The sequence below is a fragment of the Curtobacterium salicis genome (genome assembly GCF_011759505.1).
GTDB lineage: Bacteria > Actinomycetota > Actinomycetes > Actinomycetales > Microbacteriaceae > Curtobacterium > Curtobacterium salicis.
Genome location: NZ_JAAOYO010000002.1, coordinates 224,123 through 238,145, shown reverse-complemented (window position 1 = coordinate 238,145; position 14,023 = coordinate 224,123). Strand labels below are relative to the sequence as shown.

At 71.6% G+C, this 14,023-nt stretch carries 17 protein-coding genes, 2 tRNA genes and 1 riboswitch; of the genes, 9 read left to right on the top strand and 10 right to left on the bottom strand.

Going from position 1 to position 14,023, the window contains the following annotated elements; all coding sequences use genetic code 11:
* The first annotated feature begins 35 nt into the window (after positions 1-35).
* Positions 36-146, top strand: a riboswitch (TPP riboswitch).
* The 4 genes from E9228_RS05500 (at position 141) to E9228_RS05485 (ending at position 3,706) form a co-directional block, all read left to right on the top strand.
* The gene (locus tag E9228_RS05500) at positions 141-788 is read left to right on the top strand and encodes an ECF transporter S component (protein WP_166779593.1); all 648 of its coding nucleotides are present in this window, start codon (positions 141-143) and stop codon (positions 786-788) included. Its footprint overlaps the riboswitch before it by 6 nt.
* Positions 785-2,353 (top strand): ABC transporter ATP-binding protein, encoded by a 1,569-nt coding sequence (locus tag E9228_RS05495; RefSeq protein WP_341849783.1) that lies wholly within the window; start codon positions 785-787, stop codon positions 2,351-2,353. The genes E9228_RS05500 and E9228_RS05495 overlap by 4 nt, the downstream gene beginning before the upstream one ends.
* On the top strand, positions 2,350-3,156 hold the full coding sequence (locus E9228_RS05490) for an energy-coupling factor transporter transmembrane component T family protein (protein ID WP_341849782.1): 807 nt from the start codon (positions 2,350-2,352) through the stop codon (positions 3,154-3,156). The genes E9228_RS05495 and E9228_RS05490 overlap by 4 nt, the downstream gene beginning before the upstream one ends.
* Entirely contained in the window at positions 3,149-3,706 is a 558-nt protein-coding gene (locus tag E9228_RS05485; protein WP_166779592.1) for a nucleoside/nucleotide kinase family protein, read from the top strand. The genes E9228_RS05490 and E9228_RS05485 overlap by 8 nt, the downstream gene beginning before the upstream one ends.
* Before the next feature lie 68 nt (positions 3,707-3,774).
* Here E9228_RS05485 and E9228_RS05480 read toward each other — a convergent pair whose 3' ends face one another.
* The 5 genes from E9228_RS05480 to E9228_RS05460 form a co-directional block, all read right to left on the bottom strand.
* Positions 3,775-4,119: a metallopeptidase family protein gene (locus E9228_RS05480; RefSeq protein WP_166779591.1), complete on the bottom strand. Its 345-nt coding sequence runs from the start codon at positions 4,117-4,119 to the stop codon at positions 3,775-3,777.
* 244 nt (positions 4,120-4,363) lie between these two features.
* A tRNA-His gene (locus tag E9228_RS05475) sits at positions 4,364-4,439 on the bottom strand.
* A 73-nt stretch (positions 4,440-4,512) separates the two neighbouring features.
* The gene (gene orn, locus E9228_RS05470; RefSeq protein WP_166779590.1) at positions 4,513-5,187 is read right to left on the bottom strand and encodes an oligoribonuclease; all 675 of its coding nucleotides are present in this window, start codon (positions 5,185-5,187) and stop codon (positions 4,513-4,515) included.
* Positions 5,188-5,761: 574 nt separating this feature from the next.
* Positions 5,762-7,003 (bottom strand): MFS transporter, encoded by a 1,242-nt coding sequence (locus E9228_RS05465; RefSeq protein WP_166779589.1) that lies wholly within the window; start codon positions 7,001-7,003, stop codon positions 5,762-5,764.
* Positions 7,000-7,434 (bottom strand): MarR family winged helix-turn-helix transcriptional regulator, encoded by a 435-nt coding sequence (locus E9228_RS05460; protein WP_166779588.1) that lies wholly within the window; start codon positions 7,432-7,434, stop codon positions 7,000-7,002. The genes E9228_RS05465 and E9228_RS05460 overlap by 4 nt, the downstream gene beginning before the upstream one ends.
* A gap of 129 nt (positions 7,435-7,563) precedes the next feature.
* Between E9228_RS05460 and E9228_RS05455 the strand changes: the two genes are divergently transcribed.
* Together E9228_RS05455 and E9228_RS05450 are read left to right on the top strand one after the other, a co-directional pair.
* A complete protein-coding gene (locus E9228_RS05455) occupies positions 7,564-7,854 on the top strand; it encodes a hypothetical protein (RefSeq protein WP_166779587.1) in 291 nt (96 codons plus the stop codon).
* 96 nt (positions 7,855-7,950) lie between these two features.
* Positions 7,951-8,214, top strand: coding sequence for a thioredoxin family protein (locus E9228_RS05450; protein ID WP_166779586.1), 264 nt, complete (start codon positions 7,951-7,953; stop codon positions 8,212-8,214).
* Here E9228_RS05450 and E9228_RS05445 read toward each other — a convergent pair.
* The 3 genes from E9228_RS05445 to E9228_RS05435 are packed head-to-tail and all read right to left on the bottom strand — an operon-like array spanning position 8,155 to position 11,200.
* Positions 8,155-9,561 carry a DUF6716 putative glycosyltransferase gene (locus E9228_RS05445; RefSeq protein ID WP_166779585.1) on the bottom strand — a complete coding sequence of 469 codons (1,407 nt, stop codon included), beginning with the start codon at positions 9,559-9,561 and terminating at the stop codon, positions 8,155-8,157. The two genes, E9228_RS05450 and E9228_RS05445, sit on opposite strands and share 60 nt — an antisense overlap.
* The gene (locus E9228_RS05440; RefSeq protein WP_166779584.1) at positions 9,558-10,436 is read right to left on the bottom strand and encodes an N-acetylneuraminate synthase family protein; all 879 of its coding nucleotides are present in this window, start codon (positions 10,434-10,436) and stop codon (positions 9,558-9,560) included. Before E9228_RS05440 ends, E9228_RS05445 begins: the two co-directional genes overlap by 4 nt.
* Entirely contained in the window at positions 10,433-11,200 is a 768-nt protein-coding gene (locus tag E9228_RS05435; protein WP_166779583.1) for an acylneuraminate cytidylyltransferase family protein, read from the bottom strand. The genes E9228_RS05440 and E9228_RS05435 overlap by 4 nt, the downstream gene beginning before the upstream one ends.
* 183 nt (positions 11,201-11,383) lie before the next feature.
* Between E9228_RS05435 and E9228_RS16960 the strand changes: the two genes are divergently transcribed.
* Both E9228_RS16960 and E9228_RS05425 read left to right on the top strand, forming a co-directional pair.
* Positions 11,384-11,614: a hypothetical protein gene (locus tag E9228_RS16960; protein ID WP_252727774.1), complete on the top strand. Its 231-nt coding sequence runs from the start codon at positions 11,384-11,386 to the stop codon at positions 11,612-11,614.
* 14 nt (positions 11,615-11,628) lie between these two features.
* Positions 11,629-11,701, top strand: a tRNA-Arg gene (locus E9228_RS05425).
* Positions 11,702-11,762: 61 nt separating this feature from the next.
* Here E9228_RS05425 and E9228_RS05420 read toward each other — a convergent pair.
* Both E9228_RS05420 and E9228_RS05415 read right to left on the bottom strand, forming a co-directional pair.
* On the bottom strand, positions 11,763-12,968 hold the full coding sequence (locus E9228_RS05420) for a hypothetical protein (protein WP_166779582.1): 1,206 nt from the start codon (positions 12,966-12,968) through the stop codon (positions 11,763-11,765).
* Positions 12,969-13,060: 92 nt separating this feature from the next.
* A complete protein-coding gene (locus tag E9228_RS05415; RefSeq protein WP_110905048.1) occupies positions 13,061-13,327 on the bottom strand; it encodes a hypothetical protein in 267 nt (88 codons plus the stop codon).
* A 159-nt stretch (positions 13,328-13,486) separates the two neighbouring features.
* Between E9228_RS05415 and msrA the strand changes: the two genes are divergently transcribed.
* Positions 13,487-14,014, top strand: coding sequence for a peptide-methionine (S)-S-oxide reductase MsrA (gene msrA, locus E9228_RS05410; RefSeq protein WP_166779581.1), 528 nt, complete (start codon positions 13,487-13,489; stop codon positions 14,012-14,014).
* Positions 14,015-14,023 lie beyond the last annotated feature (9 nt).

Genomic DNA, 14,023 nt, shown 5'->3' with positions numbered 1-14,023 from the left:
GAGACCACGCGCCTCCTGTCCGGTGGGTACACTGCTGGGACACACACGGGAGTCCGCCAGAGCGGGCTGAGAGGGAGCGAACCGCGCTCCGACCGTCGAACCTGATCCGGATCATGCCGGCGCAGGGAGGAGTCATCGCGATGTCCACTGGTGCACCCACCACCACGACCACCGAACGCCACGTCCCGAAGCGCTCGTTGCGCTGGCGGGTCGTCGACATCGTCGTCGCCGCGGTCCTCGCGGTCGCGGTCGGCGTCGTCTTCAAGCTCTGGGACTTCGCCTACGAGCCGATCGGAGCGGGGCTCGGTCTGGTCCTGCCGGGGTCGCAGGCCCTCGTCGGCGGCGTCTGGCTGCTCGCGGGACCGCTCGTCGCCATCGTCGTCCGCAAGCCCGGCGCAGCGCTCTTCGGCGAGATCGTCGCCGCGTCCGTCGAAGCGATGCTCGGCACCCAGTGGGGTTGGGGCACGCTGCTCTCTGGGCTGGTGCAGGGCATCGGCGCCGAGATCGTGCTCGCTCTGTTCCTCTATCGGGTGTGGAAGCTGCCGGTGGTCATGCTCGCCGGGGCTGCAACCGGCCTGGCGCTCGGTCTGAACGACGCCTTCCGCTACTACGCGGGAGCGACTGCCTCGTTCCAGGTGACGTACGTGATCTGCGCGGTCATCTCCGGTGTCGTGATCTCCGGCATCGGATCGTGGTTGCTCGTCCGCGCACTCGCCCGTACCGGGGTGCTGTCCTCGTTCGCGGCCGGACGGGAGCACGGGCGCCGGCCACGAGCCTCCGCCGCGTGACCAGCGCACACATCACGTTCCGCGGCTGGGGATGGCGGTACCCGGAGCGGCAGGCCTGGGCGGTCCGGAACGTCGAACTCGACATCCGGCCAGGGGAGCGCGTCGCCGTCGTGGGGTCGTCCGGCGCCGGGAAGTCGACGGTCCTCCGCGCTGCCGCGGGTGTCCTCGCGGACGACCCGGACGACGGTGACGAGACCGCGGCTTCCGTCGAGGGAACCGTCCTCGTCGACGGTGCCGACCCCCGAACCGTCCGGGGACGCGTCGGCCTCGTGATGCAGGACCCCGAGGCGCACACCGTGATGTCGCGGATCGGCGACGACGTCGCCTTCGGCTGCGAGAACCTCGGCGTCCCGCGCAACGAGATCTGGCCGCGGGTGGAGCACGCCCTCGACGTCGTCGGGCTCGACCTGCCGCTCGACCGCTCCACCACGAAGCTCTCCGGTGGGCAGCGGCAGCGGCTGGCGCTCGCCGGGGTGCTCGCGATGCGCCCGGGTGCACTCGTGCTCGACGAACCGTGCGCGAACCTCGACCCGTCCGGTGTGACGCAGGTGCACGACGCCGTCCGGGCGCTCCTCGACGACACCGGGGCCACACTGCTCGTGGTCGAGCACCGCATCGGTACCTGGCTCGACCTGGTCGACCGTCTGGTGCTCCTCGAGCCCGGCGGCGGGGTCGTGGCGGACGCGGCGCCCGGCGAGGTGCTCGCAGTGCACGGCGACGCCCTCGAGCGAGGCGGTGTGTGGATCCCGGGCTCCGCGCCGGCGCGAGGGTCGGCGCGAGCGGTCGCGGTCGGACCGGAGGCACACGTCACCTCCGACGACGTCGACCTGCTCCGTGCGCGCGGTCTGGCGACCAGCCGGAGTGGGCGACCCCGCACCCGCCGTCGACTCCGGGAGCAGACGCACCACGTCGGACAGGACATCGACCTCGCGGTCCGGAGCGGCCGGGTCCTCGCCGTCACCGGGCCCAACGGCGTCGGCAAGAGCACGCTCGGGCTCACCCTCGCGGGTCTCCTCCGCCCCGCCGGTGGAACGCTCGACGCCACCCCGCGCCTCGCCGGGACGACGAGCACTGCGCCGTCCTCGTGGACGAGCCGTGAGCTCGCTGCACGCATCGGCACCGTGTTCCAGGACCCGGAACACCAGTTCATCGCCCGATCGGTCCGCGAAGAACTCGTCGCCGGTCCCGCCGCCCTCGGCTTGCCGGAGGCCGAGGTCGACGAGCGTGTCACCGGGTTGCTCGACACGTTCCGCCTCGACCACCTCGCGGACGCGAACCCGTTCACCCTCTCCGGCGGGGAGCAGCGTCGTCTCGCGATCGCCGCCGTCGTCGCGACACGCCCGCCGGTCCTGGTCCTCGACGAGCCGACGTCCGGTCAGGACCGAGCCACCTGGACCGCGGTCGTGGACCACCTCGGAGCGCTCGCGGACGATGGGACCGCCGTGGTCGTCGTGACCCACGACCGCGACCTCGTCCGCGCGCTCGACGCCGACGAGGTTGTCCTGCACGCGGACGGCCTGACCGCGGCAGCGCCGGACGACATCGCCACGGGGGAGCCCCGGTGACCGCTCCGATGACCGTCAGCGACGAGCGGACCGGTGCCGAGCCTCCCGGCCGTCCCGGGCGTGGCGTGGCCGGCGTGCAGCCGGTCGCCTCGCTGCTCGGCGTGATCGCGCTGGGCATCGTCCTCGTCCTCAGCCTCGACCTGGTGTCCGCGACGGTCGCGCTCCTGCTCGAACTCATGCTCCTGCCGGTGCTCCGCATCCCGGTCCGCACACTCCTCCTCCGGACGTCACCGGTCCTGGTCGCCGTCCCGCTGACGGGCGTGAGCATCGCGCTCTACGGGCAGGCGTCCGGGCGTGTCTGGTTCGACTTCGCGTTCGCGCACGTCACCGACGGCTCGTTGCAGCTGGCGCTCGCGACGATGCTGCGCGTCCTGGCAGTGGGGATCCCCGGCATCGTGCTGTTCGTCCGCACGGACGTCACGGACCTCGCCGACGGTCTCGCGCAGGTCCTCCGACTGCCGGCCCGCTTCGTTCTCGGAGCCCTCGCCGCAGTCCGGATGATGACCCTCCTGGGCGACGACTGGCGGCAGCTCGCGATGGCGCGGCGCGCCCGGGGAGTCGCCGACAGCGGCCGCTTCCGCCGTGGACTGTCGATGGCGTTCGGTCTGCTCGTGGTCGCCCTGCGGCGCGCGACGACCCTCGCCGTCGCCATGGAGTCCCGGGGGTTCGGGGCCCCGGGTCGGCGGACGTGGGCGCGTCCGGTCCGCTTCGCCGGGCCCGAGTGGGCGATGGTCGGCCTCCTCGTCGGCATCGGAGCGGTCGCGGTCGTCGCTGCCGTGATCGCCGGGACCTGGCGTGGGTGACACGCAGACAACCGGCGGCGGTCAGGAGGCTCCGCTCACCTCGCCGCGGTCACTCGCGTCCCGCGCGCGGTCGGCCTCCCGCACCTCCCGTCTCGTCGTCCTCGTCGACGGGCGCTCCGGCACCGGCAAGACGACGCTCGGGAACGCCCTCGCCGCGGAGCTCGACGCGACCATCGTCCATCTCGACGACGTCTACCCGGGGTGGGACGGCCTCCAGGCTGCGGCCGACACCGTCGCGCGCGACGTCCTGGGCGCACCGGCCGGGTACCGGCGGTGGGACTGGGCGACGTCCACCCCTGCCGACTGGGTGCCGGTCGACCCCGCCGCCCCGCTCGTCATCGAGGGATGCGGGGCGTTGTCCCGCGCATCAGCACCACTGGCGACCTTCCGGGTGTGGCTGACCGCGGACGACCGGGAGCGCCGCCGCCGCGCACTCGATCGCGACGGTGAGACGTTCGCCCGTCAGTGGGAGCGGTGGGCTCGGCAGGAGGAGACGTTCATCGCGGCCGAGGCGCCCGAGGCCCTCGCGGACGCGGTCCTCCGGTCGTAGGCAGGGGACGGTCCTCCGGTCGTGGGGAGGGCACGATCCTCCGGTCCTCGGCAGGGCACGATCCGGCGCTACGCCCAGCCGAGCTCGTGCAGCCGCTCGTCGTCGATGCCGTAGAAGTGGCCGATCTCGTGCACGAGCGTGGTGTGGACCTCGTCCTCGAGGTCCTCCAACGTGTCACATTCGAGCAGGTGCTGCTTCCGGAACACGACGATCCGGTCCGGCAGTTCGCCGAAGCCGTACTGACCGCGCTCGGTCTGCGCCACGCCGTCGTAGACACCGAAGAGATCAGAGCCGTCCTCGGGTTCCTCCTCGACCACGAAGACGACGTTGTCGAGCCCGTCGACCATGTCGTCCGGCAGGAGGTCGAGTTGGTCGGTCACCAGCTGCTCGAAGTCCTCGGCTGACATCTCCATCACGGGAGGATCGTGGCACAGCTGCCCGGGCGGGACCTGGTCGGGTGGCGGGCGGTGGCGTGTTGATGAGCCAGCGGTGCGGGCGGGCGCGCTGTGCCGCGCGCGGTGCGGTACTCGCCGTGAAGCGGGCGGTGCGGGACGCGCCTTGCAGCGGGCACCGTCCGCCGGGCATGACGAAAGCCCCCGTCCGACGGACGAGGGCTTCCGGAACACCGCGGCGGATGACGACCGGGTGAACATCGACTGGGGTGAGTAACGGGGCTTGAACCCGCGACCTCCTGGACCACAACCAGGCGCTCTACCAGCTGAGCTATACCCACCAAGTGCTGGTCCGGCGAGCCGGAGCAACCACTCGATTGTAGTACATCTGGACGCCCGTCCAGACCACGATCGCTACTCGGCGTGCTCCGACACCGGCGCGGCAGTGGTTTCAGCGCCGGACGGCGGCGTCAACCGGGACTCCCACTTCGCGACGACCTCGGCCGCGATGGCCTTGACGTCGTCACTGGCCGGGCCGGGCTCGGGCGTGAAGCCGGCGCGACGGTAGTACTCGAGCTCGCGGATCGACTCGAGGATGTCGGCGAGGGCGCGGTGCCCGCCGTGCTTCTCGGGCGAGTTGAAGTACACGCGCGGGAACCAGCGGCGGCAGAGCTCCTTGATGCTCGAGACGTCGACGCTGCGGTAGTGCAGGTGGTTGTCGATGCGCGGCATGTACTTCGCGAGGAACGCGCGGTCCGTGCCGATCGTGTTGCCGGCCAGGGGAGCGGTGCCCTCGGCCGGTACGTGGGCGAGGATGTACTCGAGGACCTGGTACTCGGCGTCCGCCAAGGACACGCCGTCCGGGATCTCGTCGATGAGTCCGGATGTCGTGTGCATCTTCGTGACGAAGTCGTTCATGTTGTCGAGCGCGGACTGGTCCGGCTTGATGACGATGTCGAACCCGGGGTGCACCGGGTTGAGATCGAAGTCCGTGACGACCACCGCGACCTCGACGAGTTCGTCGACGTCGACGTCGAGCCCCGTCATCTCACAGTCGATCCAGACGAGGCGGTCATTCGCTGCAGACATAGGGCGATCCTACTTCGGCGCACCGACGCCCCGCCGCCCCTGTGGACGAGCGGTGCGGAGGCCGTCACCACCCAGGCGCGAGCGGGCGGAACACCGGCGTCCACTCGCGTCCGCCGCCGGCCTTCCGCCCGCTCGCTGCTCCGGAGCCCGGACGGGAGGCCCGTGACCGGTCCGCCTGGCGGGTCATGTGCCTCCCGTCCGCCGCGCGGACGCGAGCGGGCGGAATCCCGGAGGTCGCGTGCGCAGCACCCGGGCATTCCGCCCGCTCGCCCGCGGGTAGCGCGGAGCGCACGCACGGGAGGCCCGTGACTGGTCCGCCACGCTGGTCGCGTGCCTCCCGCGCGGCCAGCGGACGCGAGCGGGCGGAATCCCGGCTGGTGGGCGCGGCGCACCCTGGCATTCCGCCCGCTCGCGCGCCCCACGCCAATCCGGACCCGGCCGGCTAGCCGCCGAACCCCGCGCCGAACAGCGCGCGCGGAACCCCGTCCGCCGAAGCTCGCCGAAGTACCCCGCATGGCGGACACAGCAGTGGCCGGGCCCCCATCGCGGACCCGGCCACCGGCAGCAGCGAGGACTACGCCATCTCGCCGGCGGAGATCGCCTCGGCCTCGACGCGCTCGGGCTCGGCACCGTCGTCGACGCGCCGGAGCACCTTCGTGGTGAGCACGACGACCAGGAACGCGACCGCCACGGACACGCCCGCGAAGACGTACGCGGCGCTCGGCGAGTAGGCGTCGGCGAGCAGTGTCGCGACGGGCGGGGCGATGGCGCCGCCGATGAAGCGGACGGCGGAGTAGGCACTCGAGGCAACGGAGCGGGGGAGGTCGGTCGCCTCCATGACGCACTCGGTCAGCACGGTGTTGAGGACGCCGAGCACGAGCCCGCCGATGACGACGCAGACGATGAGCCCGGCTTGAGACTGCACGACGACGGCTGCGGCGAACAGGTCGAGCGCGAGCAGCGGCAACGCGAGCTTCAGGACGCTCGTCCGACGCATGCGTGCGGTGAGCATCGGGGCGACCCACACCGAGGTGACCGCGAGGCCGACACCCCAGCCGAAGAACGTGAACCCGATGCCGAGTGCCCCGAACCCGAGCGGGAAGGGCGTGTAGGCGAGGAGCACGAAGAAGCCGATGTTGTAGAACAGTGCGGTCGCGGCGAGGGCAGCGAGGGCCGGACGACCCAGGGCACGGAACGGTGCGGAGAGCTTGGTCGGCGTGGGCTTCTCGAGCGTGCCGGACTTGAGCAGCACCAGGATGGCGATGAACGCGACGGCCATCAGCGTGGTGACGCCGAAGAACGGGCCACGCCAGCTGACGGATCCGAGCAGGCCGCCGACGAGGGGTCCGACCGCGATGCCGAGGCCCAGTGCGGCCTCGTAGAGGATGATCGCCGACGCGGTCCCGCCCGAGGCGGCGCCGACGATGGTGGCGAGCGCGGTCGAGATGAAGAGGGCGTTGCCGAGACCCCAGCCGGCCCGGAAGCCGATGATCGTCCAGACGTCGTTGGACACGGCCGCGAGGACCGAGAACAGCACGATGAGGGCGAGCCCGATCATCAGGGTCTTCTTCGCGCCGATCCGGCTCGAGACCCAGCTGGTGAAGAACATCGCGACACCGGTGACGGCGAGGTAACTGGTGAAGAGCAGTTCGGTCTGCGCGGGCGTCGCCTGGAGTGACTCGGCGATCGCGGGGAGGATCGGGTCGACGAGGCCGATGCCCATGAAGGCGACGACGCAGGCGAAGGCGATCGCCCACACCGCCGACGACTGCTTCAGGATCGAGCCGGACTGCCCAGCTGGTGCGTGCGCGTTCACGCGGTGGTCTCCGTTCTGGTCCTCGCTGCGATGAGGGCCGATGCTTCGTGCAGGATGTCCCAGTCGTCGTCGGTGAGGTCCTCGAACAGGGGACCGACGGTGCTGGTGAGTGCGGCTCGCCATGCGACGAGTCGCTCGCGTCCGACGTCGGTGATCTCGATGAGCTGGCCTCTCGAGTCGTCGGGGTCGACGGTCCGTGAGACGAGTCCGTCGGCGGTCATGCCGGCGACCAGGCGGGTCATGGTCGGCTGCGACACGCGTGACGCCCGGGCGAGTTCGCCGAGCCGCAGGGACTCGTCGGTCTCGAGGATGCCGAGCGTCCGCCAGACGGCGGTGGACGTGGTGTGGCCGGTGGCCTGGAGCGCGGACCGGATGAGCCGGTTGACGGAGACGAGGAGCGTCTCGATGGTCTGTTCCCGCGCTTGTTCCATCCCTGAACTATATAGCGTTGCTATGGATTCGGCAAGGAGGTACGGCACGGCTCCGCCACGCCACTTCCGTCCGCCGGCGGGTCACGATGCGCTGGACGGCGATGCCCCCTGCCCTGGTAGAAGGGACGCATGACCGACATCACCATCCACGAGGGCGACGAGTTCACCGCCATCTTCCACCAGGGCCCCTTCGACGGGACCACGGACACCCGCACCGCCACGAGCGATGCGCTGGACGACGAGGTGACGGTGTTCGCGGACGTCGAGGGCCTCCAGACCGCCTTCACCTACAAGGCCACCGGCTCGCGTCAGGTCCTCGACCAGATCTCGGTCGACTACACCTTCGCGCCCGACGAGTCCGACCCGGTCGACGACCTGCAGGACCGCGGCGACCGCTCCGGCGAGTTCGACCGCGAGTAGCAGCCTCCGACGGTGCCCCCGGTCGTCCAGGACGGCCGGGGGCATTCGTCGTCCTGATCGGGAGTGCCCCGACCGAGGACGGCGTTGCAGGACTCCATGCAGGTCGATCTCTGGACGTCCGCGTTCTGTGCGCCGTGTGCCGCCGCCCGTAGGTTGGTCGGCGACGCCGCCCGGCTCGTTCCGGGCCTCGTCGTCACCGAACGGGACATCGCGAACGACCCTGACCGCGTCGAGGAGCTCGGCATCCGGTCGACCCCGACGGTCCTGGTCCGGCGTGACGACGGGACCGAGGTCTTCCGTTCAGCGGGCGTCCCGACCCGCGACCAGTTCCTCGTCGCGGTCGCGAAGGCGCTCGACTGACACCGTCGTGGTGGGCATCGCCGTCGCGGGACGCAGCGCGCGCCGGGCCTTCCGGATCGAGCGTTTCACCGCCCGGATCGGCGTGCCGATGACCGCCGCCAGCCGTCCGATCGTGGTCCGGTCGTGGTCGCCCAGAGCGTTCCGCCGCTCCCAGGCCCGCCGCAGCAGGCCACCACGACTCCGCCGTGCCGCCGGACGGTCGACCAGCATGTCGGCATCCCGGAGCCGCATCAGCTCCTCGGCCCGGTCCGCCCAGTCGTCGTCGGCTGCGGGGTGGAAGTAGTTGTCGGCCATCCACTCCGGACGGACCGTCCCGAAGCGCCCGTGCACCAGGTCGTCGGCGGTGCCCTCGAGCCCGCTGTCGACGAAGACCTCGTTGATGAGGGAGCGCGACGTGCCGAAGTCCGTCAGCGTCAGTGCCGGCACACCTCGGGCAGCGGCTTCGAGCACCGCCGTCGAGCTGATCGTCACGAGCGCCACCGCTCGGTCGAGGTGCACCGACATCGGCCCGGCCTCGACCACCAGGTTCGACGGGGCATCGGCCGGCACGAGGTCCGCGTAGGGGAAGGTCTCCCGGTGCGTCTGCTGCTCGCCGACGGCCGCCCGGGTCTTCACCACGACACGCCACTCCGGGTGCGCTCGAGCCGTGTCCGCGAGCCACCCGACCAGGCGGCGGCGGTCGTCCTCCTCTGCGGGCACGCTCGGCTGCGCGGCGAACACCACCGAGTCCCGACGCACCCCGGTCCGCGACGACCCGGCTGTCCGGGCGAAGGGCAGCGTGGCGAGCGCGAAGGACGGCTGGACGCCGCCAGCGGTCGCCATCGCCCGGTACTCCCGGACCTCACGGTGACTGTGGAGCACGAACAGGTCCGCGCGCGCCCGCAGGAACACGCCCTTCCACTTCGCCGGGAACGAGATGCCCGGCAGCCCGCTGAGCAGCACCGGCCGCCGGGCGACCGAGCGCAGCACCTGGTCGATGAGGACCTCCGCCACCGGGCCGATGCACGACACCAGCACCGCGTCCGGCGGGTCGGCCTGGAGGCGCGCCACCACGTCGTCCACGCCCGACGGCTCGGGAGGTGCGAGGTCGATCGGCCCAAGACGCGCATCGACGTCGCGGAACGCCGCCCGCAGCTGCGCCGGACTCGCCGAGCGGGGCGTCGCCACCGTCAGCAGTTCCAGTGACCAGTGCGCCGGGGCCGCCGACAGCAGGTGGGCGCCCCACTTCGCGAACGAGTCGGTGTCGACCAGGCCGACCACGCGGCGGCGGCGAGGCGGCGTGCCGGCGGGGGGTCGTGCCTCCCGGCCGTCAGACGTCCCGTCGGGGTCGTGCGACGCAGCGCTCACGCACCGACCCGACGGAGCTTGGCGAGGGGCGCCTGCTCGCCGGGGAAGATGCGCTTGACGCCGTCGCCCATCGCGGTCTCGATGATGCGGATGTCGCGGACCAGCGTGCGGAGGCCGTGCGGCTCGAGCGACGCCGCGTGGTCCGAGCCCCACATCGTGCGGTCGAGCGTGATGTGCCGCTCGACCGCCGTCGCGCCGAGGGCGACGGCGGCGAGGGAGATCTGGAGGCCCGGCTCGTGCCCCGAGTACCCCACCGGGACGCCCGCGTAGGCGTAGCGGGTGGCGAGGGTCTCGATCATGCGGAGGTTCGCCTCCTCCGGGGGCAGCGGGTACGTCGAGGTGGCGTGCATGAGCACCAGACGCTCGGTGCCGAGGGTCGAGACCGCACGGTCGATCTGCTCCATCGTCGACATGCCGGTCGACAGGATCACGGGCTTCCCGGTCGCGGCGACGGCGGCGAGCATGCCGAGGTCCGTCACCGACGCCGACGCGATCTTGTAGGCGACGACGTTGAGGTCCTCGAGGAAGGCCACCGACGGCTCGTCCCACGGCGACGCGAACCAGTCCAGGCCGCGGAGGGTCGCATGGTCGCCGATCTCGATGTACTGGTCACGGTCGAACTCCACGCGGTAGCGGTAGTCCAGGTACGTCATGTCGCCCCACGGGGTGCTGCGCGGCATCGACTTCATGTGCTCGGGCGTCGAGATCTCCGGCGTCCGCTTCTGGAACTTCACGGCCTGCATGCCGGCGTCGGCGGCGACGTCGATGAGCTGCTTGGCGATCTCGACGTCGCCGTTGTGGTTCAGGCCGATCTCGCCGATGAGGTACGCGGGGTGGCCCGCGCCGATGGTGGAGAGGCCGATGCGGACGCTCATGGTGCTCCGTTCTCCGCGGCGGAGGTCCGCGCGGGGTGGTGGTCAGGGGTGGCTCGCGCCGGGACGGGCTCGCCCTCGAGGAGGGGAGCCAGGGCGGAGGCGAGGGCCAGGTCGTGCGGCTCGTCGATGTCGATCGCGGTGGAAGCCGGGACGACCGCCACCTCGACGCGCCCCACGAAGCGGTGGCGTGCCTCCCGGAAAGCGGCGACGCGGACGGCGTAGAACGCGCCGGTCTCGCGGTACTCCGGCGCGCGGTCCTGCCGGCGTGGACGCGTCGCAGCGTCGTGGTTGACGGCGATCGCGGAACCGTCCTCGGCGATGCGCCAGAGGAAGGCGTGCGACGGGGCGGCCGCGAGGACGGAGTCCGCGGCGCCGTCGAGGACGCGGGTGACGGCCCGGTCGAGGTCGGCAGGATCGATGAAGGGGGAGGTGGCCTGGAGGAAGAGGAGGACCTCCGGTGCGGCCGCACGGTCGGTCGCGACGGTGTCGAGGGCGTGGAGCAGGGCCGACTCGGAGGACGCCTCGTCTCCCGAGAGGTCTGCCGGGCGACGGACGACCCGTGCTCCGGCGGCGACCGCCTCCGCCGCGATCGCGTCACCGTCGGTGCTCACGACGACCTCGTCCACCGACTCCGTGGCGAGTGCTGCCACCACCGCACGGGCGACGAGGGTGCGGCCGGCGACCTCGCGGAGGTTCTTGCCCGGGATGCCCTTCGACCCGGCCCTCGCCGGGATCACCGCGAGGACACGGGGCTTGGAGCTCATGGGGGAAACGTAGGGAGCGGTGGTGACGCTGAGCGGAACGGCAGGGAGACGGGCGGCGAACCGTTCCGGAAGCCGGCTCGCTGGGGCGGCTGTCCCGCGGGGACGGGAGGCGCGTGGTGCGTGAGCGGGTCGGTGTGGTGACCTCGGCCCCGACCTGGGTCTCGCCAGTGGCAGTACGGCCGGGTGCGTCAGCTGCTGGCCGAGCGCGCCGACACGCTGGTCTGGCTCGACCTGCCGAAGCCGGTGGCGTTCGTCCGGCTCCTCCGACGGACGGTGCGTCGACGTCTGCAGCGGACGGCGCTCTGGAACGGCGACGTCGAACCGCCGCTCTGGACGTTCTGCACGCGGGAGGACCACATCCTCCGCTGGGGGATCGAGCGGTTCGTCGGGCGGCTCACCCCGCACAGCGAATAAGATCGTCGGCGTCCGCCCCCGTAGCTCAGTGGATAGAGCAGGTGGTTTCTACCCACCGTGCCGCGGGTTCGATTCCTGCCGGGGGCACCGACGCCGAAGGCCGCCATCCGGTGAGGACGGCGGCCTTCGGCGAAGGGATCAGATCAGGTCACTCGTCGTCCTCGGCACGACGGCGCAGTTCACTGGCGCTCACCGGGTTCGAGTACGGGGCTTCTGCCGTCTCGTCGGCATCAGCCGGCTCGGCGGGCGCGTCGGTCATCCGGGTCGGGATCGACATCGTGCTCGTCGTCCCGGAGGCGTCGACACCGGGGGTGCTGCGCTCGGCGGGACGGGCGACGTCCTCGCGGGGGGAGGATCCGCGTGCGGTCCACGATGCGGGCAGGTCGTTCCGACCGTTCCGCTCGTCGCGCACGACCGGGGCGCGGGCTGCTGACCCGGGCCGGTTCGCGGACTCGATCTGGACGTCGTCCACCGCGTCGGCGTTGTCCGCGTCGGCGTTCGCCGCATCGGACGTGCGTGATGCCGACCAACCGCGGCCGGAGGACCCGAACGCGGGCGAGCCGAGAGCCGGGCGGATCGGGGTGGTCTCACCCTCGGAGTACGGGCGGGTGGTGTTCTCGGAGATCGGGACGGTGGCGTCCGACCCGTACCCGTCGGTTGCCGGACGGCCCGAGGGCGCGGCGACCGGACTCGGCTGCGCCTGGGTGGGCGCGGCCGCTGCGACCGGCGTCACCGCGGGCTGTGCCGGACGGAGGGTCGTCGTCGTCGGGGTCGGGGCGGGCTCCGGCGTGCGGGTCGAATCGACCTTGTCGGCGTTCCAGTCCTGCTGACGCTTGATGAGGTCGGCGTCCGGGTCCGGCGAGTCGAACTTCCAGCGCTCGAGGTCGCTCTTGAAGAGCTTGCGCGCACGTGCCGGGCGGGCCTGCCACTCGAGGATCCGGTCACGGAACTCGGTGAGGGACTGGTCGGCCTGGAAGCTGAAGGTCGAGGAGTTCTTCTTGATGTCCGCGATCTCGTGCTGCGCCCAGTTCGCGGCGATCGGCGCGCCGGTGACGGGCAGCAGCCGGAGGCGGATGTCGGCGTCCTCGGCGAGGTGATCGGCGTACGCGCGCTCGTCGTGTCCGAGGGAGCCCCAGTTCGCGGCCTTCCGCGCGGCGGACACGAGCCCGGCGACGGCGGCGTTCTTCGCTTCGCGCTCCTGGAGTGCGACGACGCGCTTCGTGGCCGCGCGGCCGATCAGGGCCGCGATGACGCCCGCGACGACGATCGCGACGAAGGGGATGATCGCCCCCGACAGCACGCGCCAACCGGCATCGGACGAGGTCCAGTCGTTCAGGTCGTTCCACCACTGCATGCGCGCACCCTACGTCGGGATCGGTCAGGGAACGGCGATGACAGGCGGAGGAACCGCACATCCGTCGCATCTGATACCGATGTGGAACATCATCACCAGCGGAGGGTGTCGACCGCGTCGTCCGCGTCCCACACGTTGGGGAGCTCGACGAACCGCCGCTCTGCCGCGATGTAGCGGCGTGCACGGTACGCGGTGTCCCCGGCCACGTCGACGCGGTCCACGTACCCGACGATCTCGCCGTTGGCGCGGGTGACACGACTCAGGTCGTCGCGGACGTCCAGGATGCGGAGGTCCCCTCGGGACCGGGCCACGGGCCGAGGCGAGTGGATGCTCAGTCGGGCGTCCGTCGTGGTCTGCATGTGGGCCTCCTGGTCGTCTGGTGTGTCTCGAACGTACGTTCGGCCACCGACACGCGGGCGGGCCGGAGCCCGATCTGGGGAAGACTCCGGGCGCTCACGGTGTTGTGCAGGAGTGTCCCGACAACGGCTCTCCGGAGCCCCGGAAGGTAGGTTCTGACCATGACGACGTTCGTGCTCGCAGGTGGCTGTTTCTGGTGTCTGGACGCGGTGTACCGCACGCTCCAGGGTGTGCAGGACGTGGTGTCCGGCTACATCGGCGGGAGCGACCCGCACCCGACGTACGAGCAGGTGTGCACCGGCACGACCGGCCACGCCGAGGCCGTCGCCGTCACGTTCGACGAGTCGGTCCTGCCCGCGCAGGTCGTCCTCGACGTCTTCTTCACGCTGCACGACCCGCGCCAGCTGAACCGGCAGGGCGCCGACGTCGGCACCCAGTACCGGTCCGCGATGTTCCCGGCGGACGACGACCAGCGCGCGTTGTTCGAGCAGGCGATCGAGCGGGCGGCCGAGATCTGGGACGGCGGGATCGTCACGACGATCGAGCCGCTCGGTGAGTTCCACCGGGCCGAGGACTACCACCAGGACTTCTTCGCGAAGAACCCGGGCCAGGGCTACTGCCTGGCGGTGGCGCTGCCCAAGGTCAACAAGGTGCGCAAGGCATACAGTCAGTACATCCTGGCGTCCTGACACGACGGG